Origin of the sequence: Paraburkholderia strydomiana, assembly GCF_031456815.1 — a bacterium.
GTDB lineage: Bacteria > Pseudomonadota > Gammaproteobacteria > Burkholderiales > Burkholderiaceae > Paraburkholderia > Paraburkholderia caledonica.
Window position 1 is genome coordinate 50,645 of sequence record NZ_JAVDVL010000007.1, and the last position, 19,781, is coordinate 70,425.

At 64.3% G+C, this 19,781-nt stretch carries 17 protein-coding genes; 9 read left to right on the top strand and 8 right to left on the bottom strand.

Going from position 1 to position 19,781, the window contains the following annotated elements; translation table 11 throughout:
- Positions 1–153 precede the first annotated feature (153 nt).
- The 3 genes from dapE (at position 154) to cls (ending at position 4,036) form a co-directional block, all read left to right on the top strand.
- Entirely contained in the window at positions 154–1,293 is a 1,140-nt protein-coding gene (dapE, locus tag J2W46_RS19730; protein WP_310355624.1) for a succinyl-diaminopimelate desuccinylase, read from the top strand.
- A gap of 26 nt (positions 1,294–1,319) precedes the next feature.
- Positions 1,320–2,204: a 50S ribosomal protein L3 N(5)-glutamine methyltransferase gene (gene prmB, locus J2W46_RS19735; RefSeq protein ID WP_087751061.1), complete on the top strand. Its 885-nt coding sequence runs from the start codon at positions 1,320–1,322 to the stop codon at positions 2,202–2,204.
- A 344-nt stretch (positions 2,205–2,548) separates the two neighbouring features.
- On the top strand, positions 2,549–4,036 hold the full coding sequence (cls, locus tag J2W46_RS19740; protein ID WP_310355626.1) for a cardiolipin synthase: 1,488 nt from the start codon (positions 2,549–2,551) through the stop codon (positions 4,034–4,036).
- A 24-nt stretch (positions 4,037–4,060) separates the two neighbouring features.
- Here the strand turns inward: cls and J2W46_RS19745 are convergent, their stop codons facing one another.
- Positions 4,061–4,540, bottom strand: a complete 480-nt coding sequence (locus J2W46_RS19745; RefSeq protein ID WP_310355628.1) for a glutathione peroxidase — start codon at positions 4,538–4,540, stop codon at positions 4,061–4,063.
- 135 nt (positions 4,541–4,675) lie between these two features.
- Between J2W46_RS19745 and J2W46_RS19750 the strand changes: the two genes are divergently transcribed.
- Positions 4,676–6,625, top strand: coding sequence for an ATP-binding cassette domain-containing protein (locus J2W46_RS19750; RefSeq protein WP_310355630.1), 1,950 nt, complete (start codon positions 4,676–4,678; stop codon positions 6,623–6,625).
- A gap of 58 nt (positions 6,626–6,683) precedes the next feature.
- Positions 6,684–7,901, top strand: a complete 1,218-nt coding sequence (locus tag J2W46_RS19755; RefSeq protein ID WP_310355632.1) for a CaiB/BaiF CoA transferase family protein — start codon at positions 6,684–6,686, stop codon at positions 7,899–7,901.
- 128 nt (positions 7,902–8,029) lie between these two features.
- Here J2W46_RS19755 and J2W46_RS19760 read toward each other — a convergent pair whose 3' ends face one another.
- From J2W46_RS19760 to alr, 3 genes are all read right to left on the bottom strand, one after another.
- Positions 8,030–8,308, bottom strand: coding sequence for a DUF2866 domain-containing protein (locus J2W46_RS19760; protein WP_020065610.1), 279 nt, complete (start codon positions 8,306–8,308; stop codon positions 8,030–8,032).
- Between the two features lie 145 nt (positions 8,309–8,453).
- Positions 8,454–9,830, bottom strand: a complete 1,377-nt coding sequence (gene radA, locus J2W46_RS19765) for a DNA repair protein RadA (protein WP_310355634.1) — start codon at positions 9,828–9,830, stop codon at positions 8,454–8,456.
- A gap of 105 nt (positions 9,831–9,935) precedes the next feature.
- Positions 9,936–11,006, bottom strand: a complete 1,071-nt coding sequence (gene alr, locus J2W46_RS19770) for an alanine racemase (RefSeq protein ID WP_310355635.1) — start codon at positions 11,004–11,006, stop codon at positions 9,936–9,938.
- A 218-nt stretch (positions 11,007–11,224) separates the two neighbouring features.
- On the opposite strand from alr, the gene lplT reads away from it, so the two are divergent.
- Complete coding sequence (lplT, locus tag J2W46_RS19775; protein ID WP_020065607.1) at positions 11,225–12,532, top strand: lysophospholipid transporter LplT; 1,308 nt, start codon at positions 11,225–11,227, stop codon at positions 12,530–12,532.
- A 61-nt stretch (positions 12,533–12,593) separates the two neighbouring features.
- Positions 12,594–13,403, top strand: a complete 810-nt coding sequence (gene thiD, locus J2W46_RS19780) for a bifunctional hydroxymethylpyrimidine kinase/phosphomethylpyrimidine kinase (RefSeq protein WP_310355637.1) — start codon at positions 12,594–12,596, stop codon at positions 13,401–13,403.
- A 10-nt stretch (positions 13,404–13,413) separates the two neighbouring features.
- Here thiD and J2W46_RS19785 read toward each other — a convergent pair whose 3' ends face one another.
- The 4 genes from J2W46_RS19785 to tsaB form a co-directional block, all read right to left on the bottom strand.
- Complete coding sequence (locus J2W46_RS19785) at positions 13,414–14,400, bottom strand: DUF1853 family protein (protein ID WP_374726851.1); 987 nt, start codon at positions 14,398–14,400, stop codon at positions 13,414–13,416.
- A 119-nt stretch (positions 14,401–14,519) separates the two neighbouring features.
- Positions 14,520–15,746 carry a uracil-DNA glycosylase family protein gene (locus J2W46_RS19790; protein WP_310355638.1) on the bottom strand — a complete coding sequence of 409 codons (1,227 nt, stop codon included), beginning with the start codon at positions 15,744–15,746 and terminating at the stop codon, positions 14,520–14,522.
- The gene (gene rimI, locus J2W46_RS19795; RefSeq protein ID WP_020065603.1) at positions 15,733–16,227 is read right to left on the bottom strand and encodes a ribosomal protein S18-alanine N-acetyltransferase; all 495 of its coding nucleotides are present in this window, start codon (positions 16,225–16,227) and stop codon (positions 15,733–15,735) included. The genes J2W46_RS19790 and rimI overlap by 14 nt, the downstream gene beginning before the upstream one ends.
- Positions 16,224–17,027 carry a tRNA (adenosine(37)-N6)-threonylcarbamoyltransferase complex dimerization subunit type 1 TsaB gene (tsaB, locus tag J2W46_RS19800; protein WP_310355640.1) on the bottom strand — a complete coding sequence of 268 codons (804 nt, stop codon included), beginning with the start codon at positions 17,025–17,027 and terminating at the stop codon, positions 16,224–16,226. Before tsaB ends, rimI begins: the two co-directional genes overlap by 4 nt.
- A gap of 223 nt (positions 17,028–17,250) precedes the next feature.
- On the opposite strand from tsaB, the gene J2W46_RS19805 reads away from it, so the two are divergent.
- Positions 17,251–17,520: an acyl-CoA-binding protein gene (locus tag J2W46_RS19805; protein ID WP_027775355.1), complete on the top strand. Its 270-nt coding sequence runs from the start codon at positions 17,251–17,253 to the stop codon at positions 17,518–17,520.
- Between the two features lie 429 nt (positions 17,521–17,949).
- Positions 17,950–19,572 carry a DEAD/DEAH box helicase gene (locus J2W46_RS19810; RefSeq protein WP_020065600.1) on the top strand — a complete coding sequence of 541 codons (1,623 nt, stop codon included), beginning with the start codon at positions 17,950–17,952 and terminating at the stop codon, positions 19,570–19,572.
- Positions 19,573–19,781: the final 209 nt, after the last annotated feature.

Sequence of the window (19,781 nt, forward strand, 5' to 3'; positions counted from 1 at the left end):
GGCGGCGTTCGCGTGAGCGCTGCGCCGCGTGCCCTGCTGCTGCATTGTGTTGCTTGAACGCGGCGTCGCCGCGTTGCGTCAAAGCTGTTGCCGGCTGCGGTGCGTCACCGCCAGCCGGCATTTTTTCATCCCAAAGTGGCTTGTATCGAATCCATGTCCGGCACCCTCGCCCTTACCGAACAACTGATCGCGCGCGCCTCCGTCACGCCCGACGATCAGCATTGCCAGCGCCTCCTGATCGAACGCCTGTCCGCGCTCGGTTTCGAGCACGAAACCATTGAATCCAACGGCGTGACGAACCTGTGGGCCGTCAAACGCGGCGTTGACGGCCGCGCGGGCAAGCTGCTCGCGTTTGCCGGTCACACCGACGTGGTGCCCACCGGCCCGCTGGAGCAATGGCAATCCGCGCCGTTCGAACCGACGCATCGCGACGGCAAGCTGTACGGTCGCGGCGCAGCCGACATGAAAACCTCGATCGCCGGCTTCGTGGTCGCGAGCGAGGAGTTCGTCGCGGCGCACCCGCGGCATCGCGGCTCGATCGCGTTTCTGATCACGAGCGACGAAGAAGGCCCCGCCACCGACGGCACCGTCAAAGTCGTCGAGGCGCTGCAAGCGCGCGGCGAGCGCATGGACTATTGCATCGTCGGCGAACCGACTTCGAGCACGCAGTTCGGCGACACGGTGAAAAACGGCCGGCGCGGTTCGATGTCGGGCAAGCTCGTCGTCAAGGGCGTGCAAGGCCATATCGCTTATCCGCATCTGGCCAGGAATCCAGTGCATCTGCTCGCGCCCGCGCTCGCAGAACTCGTCGCCGAGCGCTGGGACGACGGCAACGAATACTTCCCGCCCACCACGTGGCAGGTGTCGAATATCCATAGCGGCACCGGCGCAACCAACGTGATTCCAGGCCACGCGGACGTCATGTTCAACTTCCGCTTCTCGACAGCCAGCACGGTGGAAGGATTGCAGCATCGCGTGCATGCGATCCTCGACCGGCATGGTCTCGAATACGACCTGCAGTGGACCGTGAGCGGCCTGCCGTTCCTCACGCCCCACGGCGATCTGTCGAACGCGCTGGCCAAAGCGATCAAGGACGAAACCGGCGTGAGCACCGAACTGTCGACGACCGGCGGCACCTCGGACGGCCGCTTCATCGCGCGGATCTGCCAACAGGTGGTCGAGTTCGGCCCGCTGAACGCCAGCATTCATAAGATCGACGAGCATATTGACGTCGCCCACATCGAGCCGCTCAAAAACGTGTACCGCCGCGTGCTCGAACAACTGATCGCTTAACCGGGAAATATCCAAGGACTATTGCGATGACGCTGCCCTTTTCCACTGTCCGCGACCTGCTGCGTTTCGCGGTATCGCGCTTTAACCAGTCCGGGCTCTCGTTCGGCCACGGCTCGGCCAATGCGTACGACGAAGCCGCCTATCTGGTGCTGCACACGCTGCATCTGCCGCTCGACCTGCTCGATCCGTTCATGGACGCACGCTTGAGCGCGGCTGAGATCGACGCGGTTCTCAACGTGATCGAACGTCGCGCCACCGAGCGGGTGCCGGCTGCGTACATCACCCAGGAAGCGTGGATGCACGGCTTTCGCTTCTACGTCGACGAACGCGCGATCGTGCCGCGTTCGTTCATCGGCGAGTTGCTGCAGGACGGGCTGCAACCTTACGTTGAAGATCCCGAACAGGTCAGCGCCGTGCTCGAACTTTGCACGGGCTCGGGCTGCCTCGCGATTCTTGCGGCGCATGCGTTTCCGAATGCCGATATCGACGCGGTCGACCTGTCCGCGCCGGCTCTCGAAGTCGCCGCGCGCAACGTGGACGACTACAAACTCGAAGAGCGCATCGCTCTCTTCGAAGGCGACCTGTATGCGCCGCTCGCGGAGCGCCGCTACGACGTGATCATCAGCAACCCTCCGTATGTGAACGCCGCGTCGATGCAGGAGTTGCCCGCCGAATATAAGCACGAGCCGGAAATGGCACTCGCGGGCGGCAGCGACGGCATGGACATCGTGCGGCGGATCATTGCCGAGGCGCGCAACTGGCTGACCGAAGACGGCGTGCTCGTGATCGAAATCGGCAACGAACGTCAGCATGTGGAAGCGGCATTCGGCGGGTTGAATCTCGTGTGGCTGTCGACGAGCGCCGGCGACGACAACGTGTTCCTGATCCAGGCCGCCGACCTGCCTGTCTGAACCGGTCAGACACCGGGCCGGAGTCGAGGCTTGGTTGTGAGTCGCAGTGAGTGCTTCCGCTGCTCACTGCGACTTCATGCAAAATGCTTGCTCTGATCCGGTAGAAGCTCGGTCACAGCGGATGCCTGAGCCGTCGGTCACGGTTAGCTTCCCCGCAGTCGTTGCGACGCCGTGCAAACGCTTGCCGTCGTTTCAGACAATACCCAACCCGCCCCCAACCCGCGCGCGTTCTGTAAGATGGGCGCCGTTAGGTCGTTAGCTCGTTAGTTCCTTAGCTTGTTAGCTTAGCTGCCTGTGTTCGTCCAGCGAGCCGTGCAGCGCTTCGCCCATCCCTTCGCTTGCCTATGCAATTCGACCTGCTTCACGTCGGCACGCTGGTGGCCCTCGCCCACATACTCGGCGTGGTCGCGGCATGTCACGCGATTCTCAATACCCGCACGTCACAAGGCGCGATTGCGTGGGCCGTGTCGCTGGTCGCGATGCCGTATCTCACGCTCGTCCCATACCTCTTTCTTGGGCGCAGCAAGTTTGCGGGTTACGCCGACGCGCGCCGCGTCGAAAACGAATTGCTGCGCGCGCACGCGCATCCTCCAGAGTGGGACAGGCTTGCTTCTTCGGCCCAACTCCCCGCGCATGCACTTGGCGGCAGGCTCGTCCACTCGCTCACACGGCTGGGCGGCATGCCGTTTCTGCCAGGCAATTCCGTGCGCACGCTGGTGAACGGCACTGCGACATTCGAGGCAATTTTCCAGGCCATCGAAAACGCACGCCATTACGTGATCGTGCAGTTCTTCATCGTGCGCGACGATGCGCTCGGCGAAATGTTCAAAGACGCACTGATAGCGAAAGCCCAGCAAGGCGTGCGCGTGTACTTCCTCTACGACAGCATCGGCAGCTTCGATCTGCCGCACCGCTATGTCGCGTCGCTGCGCGCGGGCGGCGTGGACACGCATCCGTTCGCCACCAATCGCCGGTTCGTCAACCGGCTGCAACTGAACTTCCGCAACCATCGCAAGATCGTTTCGGTCGACGGCGAACGCGCGTTTGTCGGCGGCCACAATGTCGGCGTGGAATATCTTGGCGGCAAGCCGCCGCTCTCGCCGTGGCGCGACACTCATATCGAAGTGCGCGGACCGGCGGTCGCCAGCATCCAGTTCGTGTTCACCGAAGACTGGTACTGGGCAACGCAGCAGTTGCCTGAACTCCATCTGCCGACGGCGCCGTCGCCCGACCTCGCGGCGCCGTCGGACCCGGCCAACTCCGCGCACCCGGCAACGGGCCACGACATGCACTGCCTCGTCGTGCCGAGCGGCCCGGCCGACAAGCAGGAAACCTGCTCGCTCTTTTTCGTCGAAGCGATCAATGCCGCGCGCGAGCGCATCTGGATTACGACGCCCTACCTGGTGCCGGACGAAGCCGTGTTCTCGGCGCTACGGCTCGCAGCGCTGCGCGGCGTTGACGTCCGCATTCTGATTCCCAGCCGGCGCGATCACGTGGTGGTGTTCGAAGCGTCGAAACTATATGCGTACGATTCGCTGCGCGCGGGCATCCGCATTTTTCGCTACCAGCCGGGCTTCCTGCATCAGAAGGTCGTGCTGATCGACAGCGTGGCGGCGGCGGTCGGCAGCGCCAATCTCGACAACCGTTCGTTCCGCCTGAACTTCGAGATCATGGTGATGACGGTCGACCGCGATTTTGCGAAAGAAGTCGAGGCAATGCTGCTCGCCGATTTCGCCGAATCTCGTGAGATAGATCGCAACGAGTACCGCCACGCGAGCGCACTACGGCGCGTGCTGATGCATGTGGCCCGACTGTTTTCGCCAATTCTGTAAGCCGTCGCGGCGCGCGCCGCGTGGTTACAGCAGTTTTTCAATGTCTTCGACAATCGCCTCGGGCTTGGTCAAAGGCGCATAGCGCTTGACCACGTTGCCGTCACGGCCAATAAGAAACTTCGTGAAGTTCCACTTGATCGCTTCGAGACCCAGCAGACCGGGCGCCTCGCCGGTCAGAAAGCGGAACAGCGGATGCGCGTTGGCACCGTTCACGTCTACCTTGTCAAACATCGGGAAAGTAACGCCGTAGTTCTTTTCGCAGAAGCTGCCGATTTGCGCCGCGTCGCCCGGCTCCTGCTTGCCGAACTGGTTGCATGGGAAGCCCAGCACCGCAAGCCCGCGCGCGGCGTAGCCCTCATACAGCTTCTGCAAGCCCGCATATTGCGGCGTGAAACCGCATTCGCTCGCCGTATTGACGATCAGCAAGACCTTGCCTTCGTACTGCCCGAGGCTCACTTCCTCGCCGCCTAGCGTGCGGGCCGAAAAAGAATAAATCGATGTCATGTGCTCTCCCCAGGAAAGCCGTCAGTCTATGCCAAAAGCGCGGCGGATACAGTCGGCCGAATGGCTGATGCCGGCTGAGCGCCCGCTGTCATCCCCGGCAGTCTAAAATAGCGTTTTTCTCAAGCCGGCCTCTTCGTGATCCGCTTTAACCAGTTCAGCCTCGCGCGCGGCACCAAGCCGCTCTTCGACAACACCACGTTCACCCTGAATCCCGGCGAAAAGGCGGGCCTCGTGGGAGCAAACGGCGCTGGCAAGTCGACACTGTTCGCCGTGCTGCTCGGCGAACTGCACGCGGACGGCGGCGATTTTTCGATCCCGCCAACGTGGCAGATCGCGCACGTCGCGCAGGAAACACCCGCGGCGGACAAGACTGCCCTCGCCTATACGCTCGACGGCGACGCGGCATTGCGTGCAATCGAAGCGCAGATCGCGGCCGCCTCCGCCGCGCACGACGGCGCGGCCGAAGCCAACGCGCATGCAGCCTTTGCGGACGCCGACGGCTACACCGCGCCCGCGCGCGCCGAAGCGCTGCTGCTCGGCCTCGGTTTCACGCTCGACCAGACCCGCGAACCGGTGAGCAGCTTCTCGGGCGGCTGGCGCATGCGGCTCAATCTCGCGCAGGCGCTCATGTGCCGTTCGGATCTGCTGCTGCTCGACGAACCGACCAACCACCTGGATCTCGACGCAATCGTCTGGCTCGAAGACTGGCTGCACCGCTATCCGGGCACCTTGATCGTGATCTCGCACGACCGCGAATTTCTCGATTCGGTCTGCAACGTCACGCTGCATCTCGAACAGCAGCAGATCAAGCGTTACGGCGGCAACTACTCGCAGTTCGAAGTGCTGCGCGCGCAGCAGATCGCGTTGCAACAGAGCGCATACGAAAAGCAGCAGCGCACGGTCGAGCATCTGCAGAGCTACATCAACCGCTTCAAGGCACAGGCCACCAAGGCGCGCCAGGCGCAAAGCCGCGTGAAGGCGCTCGAGAAGATGGAACTGATCGCGCCGGCGCACGCTGCGTCGCCGTTCACCTTCGAATTTCGCACGCCCGAGTCCGCACCGAACCCGATGATGGTGATGGAAGACGTGCGCTGCGGCTATCACAGCGAAGAAGGCGTTGAAATTCCGATCGTCGAGCGCGTGATGCTGTCTATCCAGAACGGCCAGCGCATCGGGCTGCTCGGCGCAAACGGCCAGGGCAAGTCCACGCTGATCAAGACGCTGGCCGGCACGCTCGCGCCGCTCGGCGGGCACGTGCGCGAAGGCAAAGGTCTGCGCATCGGCTACTTCGCGCAGCATCAGCTCGAAACGCTGCGCGCGGACGACACGCCCTTGCAGCACCTCGCGCGCCTTGCGCCGGATACGCGCGAGCAGGAATTGCGCGACTTCCTCGGCAGCTTCAATTTTTCCGGCGAAATGGCGACGTCGAAGATCGCTCCTTTCTCCGGCGGCGAAAAGGCGCGGCTCGCACTCGCGCTGATCATCTGGCAGAAGCCGAACCTGCTCCTGCTCGACGAGCCGACCAACCACCTGGATCTCGAAACACGGCACGCGCTGACCATGGCGCTCGCTCAGTTCGAAGGCACGCTGATCCTCGTGTCGCACGACCGGCATTTGCTGCGCGCCACGACAGATCAGTTCATGCTGGTCGCAAAGCACCGTTTGCAGGAATTCGACGGCGATCTCGACGATTACCGCGACTGGCTGCTGCAACATGCAGCCGAGCAGCGCGCGGCGTTGAAAGCGGGCAATGCGGCGAACGGCGCGTTCAATGGCGACAACGGCGCGGACGGCGGCGTGAATCGCAAGGAACAGCGCCGGCTGGAAGCGGAAACCCGTCAGAAGCTTGCGCACCTGAAAAAGCCGCTGCAAAGCCGTATCACGAAGATCGAGAAGGAGATGGACGCGCTCAACGCGGAAAAGGCGACGCTGGACGCATTTGTCGCCGATCCTGCCAGCTACGAGCCGGCTCAAAAGAGCAAACTGACGGACGCAATTCGCCGTCAGGCAGACGTGAACGCGCGCCTTGAAGCACTCGAAGCCGAATGGCTCGAGACACACGAGGAACTCGAACAAATCGGCTAGCGGGACGCTGTCCGCGATCCGCGCCGGCATCGACGAGAGGTTGGCTTTGTCATCTGCGATGTCCTCCGCTGCATCTTCCGTTTCAGCCGCCGACTCCGCTTCGAACGCGGCGTCCGCCCCGCCTCCGTTAAGAGGCCTGCGCGTGCTCGACCTCACGCGTCTGTTGCCGGGCCCGGTCGCCGCGCTGCGGCTTGCGGAACTCGGCGCCGAAGTGCTGAAAATCGAAGCGCCTGGCGCCGGTGACCCGACGCGAACAATGATGCAATCGTCGAGCGACCGCGTGGCCGGACGGCCCGGCGCGTTTTACCGGCTGGTGAATCGCGGTAAGCGCGAGACGCGGCTCGACCTCAAGTCGGAAGCAGGACGCAATGTGCTGCGAGCGCTCGCGGCCGAAGCGGACGTGTTGATCGAAAGCTTCCGGCCGGGGGTGATGGATCGGCTCGGCGTGGGCTACGCGACGCTGCGTGCGGCCAATCCGCGGCTCGTGTACTGCGCGATCAGCGGTTACGGCGCACGCGGCCCGTTCGCCGATCATGCCGGGCACGATCTGAACTACATCGGCTACGCGGGCGTTCTCGACCAACTCACCGACCGGGACGGCGCGCCAATCGTGCCGAATTTTCAGATTGCCGATCTGCTCGGCGGCGCGCTCAGCGCGGTCACGCAGATCCTCGCCGCGTTATGGCATGTATCGCGCGGCGGCGAAGGCCGTTTCGTCGACGTTTCGATGACACACGCCACTCATGCGCACAACGTGATCGCGCAGGTCGCGCTCGCTAATGGCGATTCCGCGGGAAATGCCGCGAGAGATAGCGCGGCCAGCGCCGCCGGGAACACGGCGCGAAACGCAACGGAACAGACAGCGCCAGGCGCGGGCCTGCTGAACGGCGGCGTGCCCTGCTACAACTTGTACCGTACGCTGGACGGCCGCTGGCTCGCGGTGGGTGCGCTGGAACTCAAGTTCTGGGAAAGCCTGTGCATGGCGCTCGACCGCCCCGAATGGGCCACGCGCCACTGGAGTCTCGGCCAGGCGATCGGTGGACCGGACGCCGTTGCGCTCACACGGGAACTCGCCGACGTCATCGGTTCGCGTGCGCTCGATGAATGGGTCGCGTTGCTGGAGCCGCTTGACTGCTGCGTCTCGCCAGTCTTGACGGCGGCCGAAGCGGCCCAGCATCCATTGTTCAATCCGCAAGCGCATGATGAGCACGACGAGCATGTCGAGCCGGACGAACTCGCAAACGGATCTGAAGACCCGAAGCGACGCGCGCCCTGAAGCGCGACCGGAGCACGATTGAACCGCACTTCAATACCGGCGCGAAACGCGACTGGAGCGCCGGCAAAGCGCAATCGAAGCCTGAGCCAGGCGTAACGCGCTTTAACACGTCGCGCCGGCCCGCAGCCTCACCGCCGCGCCACCGTCTGCCGCGGCAACGTCTGACGCGGCGTCTTTTCGTCGTCGTACAGCAGATGCTTGCGGCCTTCCACATGGCGATTGATGGTGGCGCGCACCTCGGCGGCGGTCGCGTCGCCGGCTACCACGCGGCGCGAAATCTGCCCCGTTCTGTCGATCCACTCGACGATCCGGCAAGTGCCGCCCCACGGCTGGTGAATGGGCGCTGAGACCCGACAGCCGCGCACCTGTATCGGCCCTTCGGCGATGGTTTCATGTGAGTGTTTCAAGGCGCGATCCTTTTTCGGGCATCGGAAGGGATGCAATAGCTTTGCAGCTTAAGGAAAAAGGAAGGGCTTGTTGGTTACAACCAACCTGGAGATATTTACGGCGCATTACGGCGCGCGCGTGGCGCACCACGCGCGCTATCGGCGTCTATTCAAGGGTGCGGACCCGGTCGATAGCCTGTTCGATACGTTCGACCGCAACAACCTGTAAGCCTTCTATCGGCTGCTTGGGCGCGTTGGCCTTTGGAATGACGGCGACCGAGAAGCCGAGCTTGGCGGCTTCCTTCAAGCGCTCCTGGCCACGCGGCGACGGCCGGATTTCGCCGGCAAGACCCACTTCGCCGAATACCACGAGCCCTTTCGGCAGCGGCTTGTTGCGCATCGACGAATGAATAGCCAGCAGCACCGCGAGATCCGCGGCCGGCTCGGTGATCTTCACGCCGCCCACCGCGTTCAGGAACACATCCTGATCGAAACATGCGATGCCCGCGTGCCGATGCAGCACGGCGAGCAGCATCGCGAGCCGGTTCTGCTCCAGGCCGACGGCGAGACGCCGTGGATTCGGTGCATTGGCGGAATCCACCAGCGCTTGAACCTCGACCAGCAGCGGCCGCGTACCTTCCTGCGTGACCAGCACGCACGAGCCCGGCACCGACTGCTCGTGCTGCGACAGGAAGAGCGCCGACGGGTTCGCGACGCCGCGCAAGCCGCGCTCGGTCATTGCGAACACGCCGAGTTCGTTGACTGCGCCAAAGCGGTTCTTGATCGCGCGCACGAGGCGAAACGACGAGTGCGTGTCGCCCTCGAAATACAACACCGTATCGACGATGTGCTCCAGCACGCGCGGTCCCGCGAGGGCGCCTTCCTTGGTCACGTGGCCGACCATGATGATCGTGGTGCCCGACTGCTTCGCGATGCGTGTCAATTGCGCCGCGCACTCGCGCACCTGCGCGACCGAGCCCGGCGCCGACGTGAGCGCGTCGGAATAGACGGTCTGGATCGAGTCGATGACCGCGACGTCGGGCTGCTGCTCCGCAATCGTCGCCTGAATTTTCTCAAGCTGGATTTCGGCGAGCAATTGCAGTTCGCTCGCTTTGGAGCCGGGTTCCAGCAGCGACAACCGTTGCGCGCGCAACGCAATCTGCGCGGCCGACTCTTCACCGCTGATGTAAAGCGCGCGCTTGTCGGCGGCAATCTCGGCGAGCGACTGCAGCAGAAGCGTCGATTTGCCGATGCCCGGATCGCCGCCGATCAGCACCACGCCGCCCGGCACGAGGCCGCCGCCGAGCACCCGGTCGAACTCGCCCACGCCGGTGGAAAAGCGCGGCACGTCGGAGGCTTCGATATCGGCGAGGCACCGCACCGGCGCACTCTTTGCGAGCGACTGGAAACGATGTGTGGAAGGTGTTTCGGCGACCGATTCGACGAGTGTGTTCCAGGCCTGACAGGACGGGCACTGACCCGCCCATTTTGGCGTTTGACCGCCGCATTCACTGCATACGTACAACGTTTTTGCTTTTGCCACGCGTTCTTGCCTGGTTACTGTTGTCTGGTTTTCCTGTTTCGAGCGCGCCGTTCGATGAAGCAGCGCGCTCCGCTATTGCCCCGCGTCAATACGCGTTGCCGGACATTACTCGGCACGCACCGGCACGCGCGGCGCGACCGAGCACATCAGCTCGTAGCCGATCGTGCCGCAGGCACGCGCAACGTCGTCGATCGGCAGCGACGCGCCCCACAGCTCGACGCGCGAGCCCACGTTCGCAGTAGGAATCGGCGTGAGGTCGACGGTGAGCATGTCCATGGACACGCGTCCCACGACCCGCGTGCGCACGCCCTCGACGATCACCGGCGTGCCTTCCGGCGCGACTCGCGGATAACCGTCCGCGTAACCGCACGCCACCACGCCGATGCGCATCGGCCCACGCGCCTTGAAGAGCGAACCGTAGCCGACCGTGTGGCCTTCCGCGATGTTCTGCACGGCGATCAGTTCGGACGTGAGCGTCATGGCGGGCTGCAAGCCGGTGCCCTGGATTGCCGCGGACATGCCCGACGGCGACGCGCCGTACAGAATGATGCCCGGGCGCACCCAGTCGAAGTGCGATTGCGGATGCCACAGCGTGGCCGCCGAATTGGCAAGGCTGCGCATGCCGGCGATGCCCTGCGCACCGCGCTCGAACGCTTCCATCTGATGAGCCACGCCACGCTCGCTGTCGGCGTCGGAAAAATGGGTCATTAGCGTGATCTGACCGACGCCCTGACAGGCGCGCGCCCGCTCCCACGCCGCGCGGTATTTCTCCGGCGTGTAGCCGAGCCGGTTCATGCCGCTATTCATCTTCAACTGGATGTTCACAGGCTTCGAAAGCCGCGCCATTTCCAGCATGCGCAACTGCTCGTCCGAGTGGAGCGCCGTGGTCAGGCTATAGCGGTCGATGACGTCGATATCCGTCGGACGAAAAAAGCCCTCGAGCAAAAGAATCGGGCCGGCCCAACCCAATTCACGCAACTTCACGGCTTCTTCGAGGTCCAGCAACCCAAAGCCGTCCGTTGCACGCAAACCTGGGAAAGCGCGCGCGAGGCCATGGCCGTACGCATTGGCCTTCACGACCGCCCAGATCTTCGATTTAGGCGCATAGCGGCGCGCGACGGCGAGGTTATTGGCGAGGGCGGAGGTGTGAATCGTGGCTGAGAGGGGGCGCGGCATGGAGTATTTTCGTAAAGACGCTTGCGAATCAGCGGCTTACAGGGCGTTTTCAACGCGCGGCAGCCCGCTGGGCGGTGCGATCAAGGATTCTGCTAGTCTGAATGCAGCTATTTTCATGATATAAAGCCGTGCGCACAACCCATTTCGAACGGCATAAGCCCGGACGCATAACAAACGGCCGGGGCGGACAGACCGCAGCGAGGACAGCATCGCATCAGATGAAAAAAGGTTTTTACACCATCATGGCCGCGCAGTTTTTTTCGTCGCTGGCCGACAATGCGCTTCTGATCGCTGCTATCGCACTGCTGAAAGATCTACACGCCCCGAACTGGATGACGCCGCTGCTCAAGTTGTTCTTTGTGCTGTCGTACGTCGTTCTAGCCGCCTTCGTGGGCGCCTTCGCCGATTCGCGTCCCAAAGGGCGCGTGATGTTCATCACGAACACTATCAAGGTGCTCGGCTGCATCACGATGCTGGTCGGCGCGCATCCGCTTCTTGCGTATGGAATCGTGGGTTTTGGCGCGGCTGCGTATTCGCCCGCCAAATACGGGATTCTCACCGAACTGCTGCCGCCTGACAGGCTCGTCGCCGCAAACGGCTGGATTGAAGGCACCACGGTCGGCTCGATCATTCTCGGTACGGTGCTCGGCGGAGCGCTGATCAGTCCGCATATTGCTGCGCCGATCCTGCGGCACCATATCCCCACGGTCAACACGCCCGCTGAAGCGGCGATGCTGGTCATCATGGTGATCTACGTCATCGCTGCGCTCTTCAATCTGCGTATTCCCGACACCGGCGCGCGCTACCCGAAGCAGGAACGCGGCCCGATCAAACTCGTCACCGATTTCGCCGACTGTTTTCTCGTGCTGTGGCGCGACAAGCTCGGGCAGATCTCGCTCGCGGTCACGACGCTGTTCTGGGGCGCGGGCGCCACGCTGCAATTCATCGTGCTGAAGTGGGCCGAAGTGTCGCTCAACATGTCGCTCTCGGAAGCGGCAATCCTGCAGGCGGTGGTGGCCGTCGGCGTCGCGGGCGGCGCGATCTTCGCGGCCTCGCGCGTGCCGCTGAAGAAGTCGCTGTCGGTGCTGCCGGTGGGCATCATGATGGGGCTTGCCGTCATGCTCATGGCCTTCTATACGCGCAATCTGTTCCCTTCTCACTGGGGGCTGTACTTCGGCCGGATGCACGTGCCGGGTTATCTGATCGTCGCTTATGTCTTCCTGATGATCGTCGGCGGCCTGTCGGGCTTCTTCGTCGTACCGATGAATGCGCTGCTCCAGCATCGCGGCCACGTGTTGCTGTCGGCGGGTCACTCGATCGCCGTGCAGAACTTCAACGAGAACCTCTCCGTGCTCGTCATGCTGTGTCTGTACGCGGTGCTCGTCTGGCTCGACGTGCCGGTCACGGCGGTCATCGTGCTGTTCGGCACCTTCGTCTGCCTGATGATGTGGCTCGTGATGCGGCGTCACCAGGCGAACCAGCGCGCGTTCGACTCCGTCGCGCTGATCGGCGAAGTCAAGCACTAACGCGTCTGGGCGCGTCCGCTTCTGCCGCCGCCCTCGCGCCTTCACCCTTTCCCGCTTTGCGATGACCCAACCGATTCCCAATGTGCTGACCATCGCCGGCTCCGATTCGGGCGGCGGCGCCGGCATTCAGGCCGATCTGAAGGCTTTCTCGGCGCTCGGCGCTTACGGCGCGAGCGTGATTACCGCGCTCACCGCTCAGAACACGCGCGGAGTCACCGCGATCCACGCGCCGGACGCGAGCTTCATCACCGCGCAACTCAACGCCGTGTTCGACGACATCCGCATCGACGCGGTGAAGATCGGCATGCTCGCCAACGCGTCGATTGTCCGTGCAGTTGCCGACGCGTTGCGCCGGCACAAGCCCACGTACATCGTCCTCGATACGGTGATGATTTCGAAGAGCAACCATGCGCTCTTGCTGCCGGATGCGGTCGCCGCATTGCGCGAAGAACTACTGCCGCTCGCCGATCTGCTGACGCCCAATCTTCCTGAAGCCGCCGCACTGCTCGACGGCGTGCAACCGGCTGCCGACGAAGCGGGGATGGTCGAGCAAGGCGAAGCGCTGCGCGCGCTCGGCGCCCGCGCGGTGCTGATGAAAGGCGGTCATCTGAGCGCAACCGACAGTCCGGACTGGCTGATCCAGGAAAGCGGCACGCTGCGGCTGGGCGGCCCGCGTGTGCCGGTGAAGAACACGCATGGGACGGGCTGCACGCTGTCGTCGGCGATCGCAGCACTGATGCCGCAACGCGACGATCTGGCGAGCGCGGTCGCGGATGCCAAGGAATACCTGACCGGCGCATTGCAGGCGAGCGATCGGCTCGACGTCGGCAACGGCGTCGGCCCGGTGCATCATTTCTATCGATGGTGGTAACGCGGCCGCGCTACTGCCTTGCGTAGGCCTGAGCCTGCTCAGGCCACTCGTCGGGTACGACAAAGCCACGCGAGCGTTCAACCAGGTTGCCCACCGCGTCTTCTGCCAATGCGGCGATCATGGTCGGGCCGGTTTGCTGGGCGCTTCGAGCGGTAAGCGTTAGCGGATCGATCGACGCCCTGCTGGCGGTCTGCTCCGCGTCTTGACCATAACGCCGGGGCGCCAGCCATTCAAGCCGCGGCAGGACGCGCCAATGCTGCGCATGCGCCGCTGCAAAGTCCGGCCACTCACTGCGTGTCACCCACCAGCCGCGGCCATGCGCGGGGTCGAGTTCGACCGCATCTGCCGGCGTCTCGCCATGCCGATAGAACAACCATCCTTTGACGAACATTTGCGGCGTCCACGGTCCCGGATAACCCGTCGATGCAAAGTCTTCGCGCGCGCTCAAGGGCAATTGATGACTGAGCAGATGGGCGAGCTTGAGGTCGAAGCGGTCCTTGAGGTTCGGGCCGACATAGTCCGATAACTGCGATGACGTGAGAGATGACGAGAGCGATGATGCGGACGGTGATAGCGGCGCGGTTCGCGCGTCGACATTGCCGGCATGCAGATAGCATTTCACCGCAAGTTCCCAGTGAAGCCGCGCACCCTCTTGCGTGTGCAGCAGAAAATCGCATTCGCCCAGCGTGACCCCCGCACGCCGCAGCGGCACGCCCGCCGCGATCAGCCTAGCCGTGGGGCCATGTTGCAGGAACCAGCCGAGCAAGCGTTCGGCGTAGCGGCCGAGGCGAGTCGTGCGCGTTGCGGCGAGATCGTCATGCAGCGGAGCGGGCGCTGCATCGAGCGCGCACAGCCAGTCGACGATGTCGTCGAGTTGCCGCAAGGACGCGAATGGAGTAGCGAGTTCGCCCACCGGCGGTTGCGGACGCAACAAATCGACGCTCAACAGCAGCCAGGCGAGATCGCGAACTGCGCAGTCGCGCAGCTTGTCGAGCAATGTGGGAAGAACGGCGTGCGCGCGTGCAGCATCGGCTGGGACGGAATCTCCGCTCCGAACAGCCGCTCCGACAGAGTAAGCGCCGGCGACGTTTTTGCGCGCCGCCGGCTCGTCCGCGCTCACTGTTTTGCCGCGTTCGACGCTGCGCCGCCGGCCGCACGCCACGTATCGCGCGCGAGGCACAAATCGGCCCATGCTTTGGCCTTGTCCGGCAGGCTACGCAGCAGATAGGCCGGGTGATAGGTGACGATCACCGGCACACCCTCGTACTCGTGGACGCGGCCGCGCAACGACGAAATGCTCGCGTCGGTCTTGAGCAGGCTTTGCGCGGCAAAGCGACCGAGCGCTACGATCAGCTTCGGCTTTACGAGCCCCACCTGGCGTTGCAGATAGGGTTCGCAGCGCGCGACTTCATCAGGCTCGGGATTGCGGTTGCCGGGCGGCCGGCACTTGATGACGTTCGCGATATACACGTTCGCGTCGCGCGCCAGCGTGAGTGAGCGCAGCATGTTGTCGAGCAGCTTGCCGGCCTGGCCGACGAACGGCTCGCCCACGCGGTCTTCGTTCTCGCCGGGCGCTTCGCCGATCAGCATCCAGTCGGCGTTCCGATCGCCCACGCCGAAAACCGTCCTGGTGCGTTTCTCGCACAGCCGGCAACGCTCGCAGGTTGAGACCCGCTCGCTCAGCGCGTCCCAGTCGAGCGTGTGGATCGCGGGAGGTTGAGGCGTGTCGCCGAGCGCGTGCATCGGTGCGCCAGCGTCGCCCGGCGGATGAAGAGGGAGATCGTCGAACCAGGCGAAGTCGTCGGCGGGAGGAGCGTCGAACGAGGACGAGTCTGGCACATGCGGCTCGGCGCTCGCGCTAGCCGGATTGCGGCTTTCGGCGGCACGTGGCGCGCGCTGCTGCGTCGCCTCCGCGCCATTTGCCGATTGATCTGCGCGGCGCGCGGACTGTTCCGCACGCGCAGCCGGCTCTGCCTGCCGCGAATTATTCAGCTGCGCTTCCGGCTGGGACCGCTGTGTTTCGAGACCTCGCGCATCGTTTCCAATCCGCGTCTGCGTCTGCGTCTGCGTCTGCGTCGGCGTCTGCATCTGCTCGTCGTCGGCTTGTCGCGACGGCTCTGCCGCGCGCATAGCCGGCGTGAGCGACTTCTGCGGCGTCAATCCGACCGAAGAAGGCTCGCGCGCATCGAGCCGCGTGAGGTCGCTTGCACGGTGCGGGCGCGGCGCGTCGGCGCCCTGCTCCGCGCCGGGTTCGTCAGCGGCTTCCGGCGTCGCGGCCATCCCGCGACGCACCCAGCGCGGCGCGAGCCCGAACTCTTCCAGTACTGATTCATGCAGCGCCATCCGCGCCCTCCCTGACAAACGATAAACGCATCACGATGGCGTCCTCCCGGCTGCGATGCCGCGCCGGATAATAGTTTTTGCGCCGGCCGATCGACGCGAAGCCGAAACGCTCATAGAGCCGGATGGCGCGATGATTCGACGGCCTCACCTCCAGCAGCAGACCGTCGAGTTTCTCGGCGCGGGTAATGCGCACGGCTTCCCGCAGTAGCGCGAGTCCTGCGCCCGCCCCTTGAGCGGCGGGCGTCACGCACAGATTCAGCAGATGCATTTCGTCGACGACCGGCATCAGCACGCAATAGCCGATCAGCGTACCCGTCACATGCCGCAGACAGACACCGAAATAGCCGTTGCGCAGGGAGTCGCCGAAATTAACGCGGCTCCAGGGGAATTCATAGGCGAGCTTTTCAATGGCGGCCACTTCGTCGAGGTCGCCTTCGGTCATGGGCGACATGTAGCGGTCCGCCAGCAGCACGCCGCTCATTGCCGTCCCTCGCGAGGCTCGGCGTGATGAGCGAGCGCCGCGGCCTGCTCCGCCTTGGCGGCCTTTTCCGCGACGCGCTCAGCCGTGGTCTGCGCGACCTTGTTCCGGATGTACTCGGGCGCGGCCTGATCGGCCGGGACTGTGCGGCCCGCGTGGAACGCACGCAACGCGGCGCACGCGAGCGGCAGCGCATGCGGCAATGCTTCATGATCGACGGTTCGGGCGGCTGCGAGCGCCGGAAGCCGCGCGCCGAAGGCCGCGGCGGCGTTGCCTGCGAGCGTGAACGGTTCGTCGGGTAACACGAGCCGCTCGGGCGTATCGAGCGATGCGCGTTGAACGATGCGCCATTCGCCGTCAACGTCGTCCCACGCGTAGTCGGCCCAGTAGATCTCGTCCATGCGGGCGTCGAGCGCCGCCAGCACGCGTGTAGCGGCCGGATCGCGGCGCCGCGCACTCTCCGCGCAAACCAGCAGCGTGCTGACGGGCACCACCGGCAGATCGAGGCCGAACGACAGCCCCTGCGCGGCGCCAGTCGCCGTGCGAAGGCCGGTGAACGAGCCGGGACCTGAACCGAACGCAATGGCGTTGCAGTCGGCGAGGGTCAGGCCGGCTTCGTCGAAAAGTTCGCGGATTGCGGGCAGCAGGCGGGTGCTGGACACGGCGCCCGTCTGCTCGTGACGGACCCACACACGCGACTCGGCGCGCGCGTGGCCCGCTGCACCGGCGTCGGGGGCAGACAGAAGCGCTACCGAGCAGAATTCGGTGGAAGTATCGAGGGCAAGAAGCACTGTTTGAGTCATGGACCGTATTGTAATCGGCGCCGCGCGCGCGGATGCGGTTTGGTCTCGGCTGCAACGCGCGTTGTTGCCACGCGGCCCACGCTAGCGTGACCACCGATACAAAACTGGTGCGCACTCCCTCTGCTCGCACGTGGCTCGCGTTTGGAATAAGCCCTCGGCCACGCCGTGGCATGCAATTGCTATGATCGTCGGCCACCTAACCATCCCGCCGGAGAGCACGACGATGACGGACCTCGACACGCAATTCACCCAAGCCCAGGAAGACGTCAAACAACTGCCGGAGCGTCCGGGCAACCTCACACTGCTGCGCCTTTACGCCCTGTACAAGCAAGCCAGCGAAGGCGACGTTCAAGGCGACAAGCCGGGCTTCACGGATATCGTCGGAAAATACAAGTACGACGCGTGGGCGGCGCTCAAGGGCACTGCGCAGGACGCCGCCAAGCAGCAGTACGTGGAACTGGTCGAATCGCTGAAGAGCGGCGCGTCCGCGTAAAGTGCAATTGGCGCCGAGCCGCTCGCAGCGGAGCGTCGCGCGATCTCAAGCGCGAGAGTCGCGCCAGGAAATGTCTTAACAGTGGCGCAGTGCAACAAATACCTATACAATGTTGCCTGCGCTTCACTGCTTTGCCCGGTTTTTCATTATCGGCCTTTGCGGCGCAGCGCCTCGTAGCGTTTAGCTCCAATCCAGTTTAGAACCTGTCCCCTCCTGCCTAGCCCCCTACGGGCGATCATGTCCCAGGCTGGCGGCAAGCCAATGTTGGCCTGTCGCATCCGATACAGCTTCTAACGAAAAACTCGCCTTTATTGTTGCGAGTTGCCCCCGTTTTTCGATTTGCTCGCTGCTTCTTTGCTCGCTGAATCCGACGACTTGGGTATGCCGATTGGCGCCGACGTTTTAATTCCCTGTGTTTCAAGGATTCTCATGACTTCGAGCAATACCCCCAGCAGCCCGTTGAACGCCATCGCCGACCAAGCCCTCGGTCTCGCCGACGCACCCGTGCAAGCCGCAGCCGTCGCTGCCGCGCCGGCCGTCGCCGCTGAAGCCGCCGCGCCCGCCGGTCCGACGTTCGCGTCGCTCGGCCTGTCCGCGGATGTCGTCTCCGCGCTGACCGCCGCTGGCTACCAGAACCCGACGCCGGTTCAGCAACGCGCAGTTCCTGCTGGCATCGCCGGTCGCGACCTGCTGGTTTCGAGCCCGACCGGTTCGGGCAAGACCGCCGCTTTCATGCTGCCGGCCATCGAACGTTTCTCGCAATTGCAGAAGGCGCAAGCCAGCCAGCCGCGCGAACCGCGTCCGGCTGACGGCGCACGCACGCGCCGCCCGCAACCGGTTGCCCGTCCGACCATGCTGGTTCTGACGCCGACTCGCGAACTCGCGATGCAGGTCACCACCGCTGCCGCTACGTACGGCAAGCATTTGAAGCGCCTGCGCACCGTCAGCATTCTGGGCGGCGTCGCTTATGGCCAGCAATTGATGCTGCTTGCAAAGAACCCGGAAATCCTGGTTGCCACGCCGGGCCGTCTGATCGACCATCTGGAACGCGGCCGTATCGACCTGTCGCAACTGCAGATTCTTGTGCTCGACGAAGCTGACCGCATGCTCGACATGGGCTTCATCGAAGACATCGAGACGATCGTCGCGGCCACGCCGGCCACGCGTCAGACCATGCTTTTCTCGGCCACGCTCGACGGCAAGATCGGTTCGCTGACCGGCCGCCTGCTGAAGGATCCGGAGCGTATCGAGATCGTCCAGCGCCTCGAACAGCGCACCAACATCGCGCAAACCGTTCATTACGTCGACGACCGCGATCACAAGGACCGTCTGCTCGACCATCTGCTGCGTGACGCGGGCCTCGACCAGGCTATCGTCTTCACGGCGACCAAGATGGACGCGGACCAACTGGCCGGCCGTCTTGCTGACGCTGGTTTCGAATCGGCGGCACTGCACGGCGATCTGCCGCAAGGCGCGCGTAATCGCACAATCAAGGCACTGCGCGAGCGTCGCGTTCGCGTGCTGGTCGCAACGGACGTCGCCGCTCGCGGTATCGACATTCCGGGCATCACGCACGTGTTCAATTACGACCTGCCGAAGTTCGCCGAAGACTACGTGCACCGTATCGGCCGCACTGGCCGTGCTGGTCGCTCGGGTATCGCAGTGAGCCTCGTGCATCACGCCGAACAGGGCGCACTGAAGCGCATCGAGCGCTTCGTCCGCACTCCGCTGCCGGTCAACGTCGTCGCTGGCTTCGAGCCGCGCAAGTCGGCTCCGTCGGGTAACGGCCGTCCTGGCTTTGGCGGCCGTGGCCGTCCGGGCGGCGGCAATGGCGGCGGTCGCCGCTTTGGCAGCGGCTCGGGCAAGCCGGCCGGTAACGGCAGCAGCTCGCGCAGCGGCACCGGCGGCGGTTGGGCCGGCAAGTCGGCTGGCGGCGGTTCGCGTGACGGCGGCTTCGGCGGCGGTTCGCGTGAAGGCTACGGCGGCTCGCGTGACGGCGGCTACGGCGCACGCCGCAGCGACGGCCCGCGTACCGCGCGTCGCGGCAGCTAAAGCGCGCTAGCGCGCGCGGCCAGCAAGCGGTTTGGCTGCTTCAATGCGGCAGCCGCGCCCAACTGGCAGCAGCTAGATCTAGTTGTACAGACCCCGCAGCCTTGCGCTGTCGTCGGGTCGAACGAAAACCGGTGCTCATGCACCGGTTTTTTTTCGCCCGCACTCCCATCACCTCCCAAATTTCACGATGTGCAAAAATTTTTTGCGTC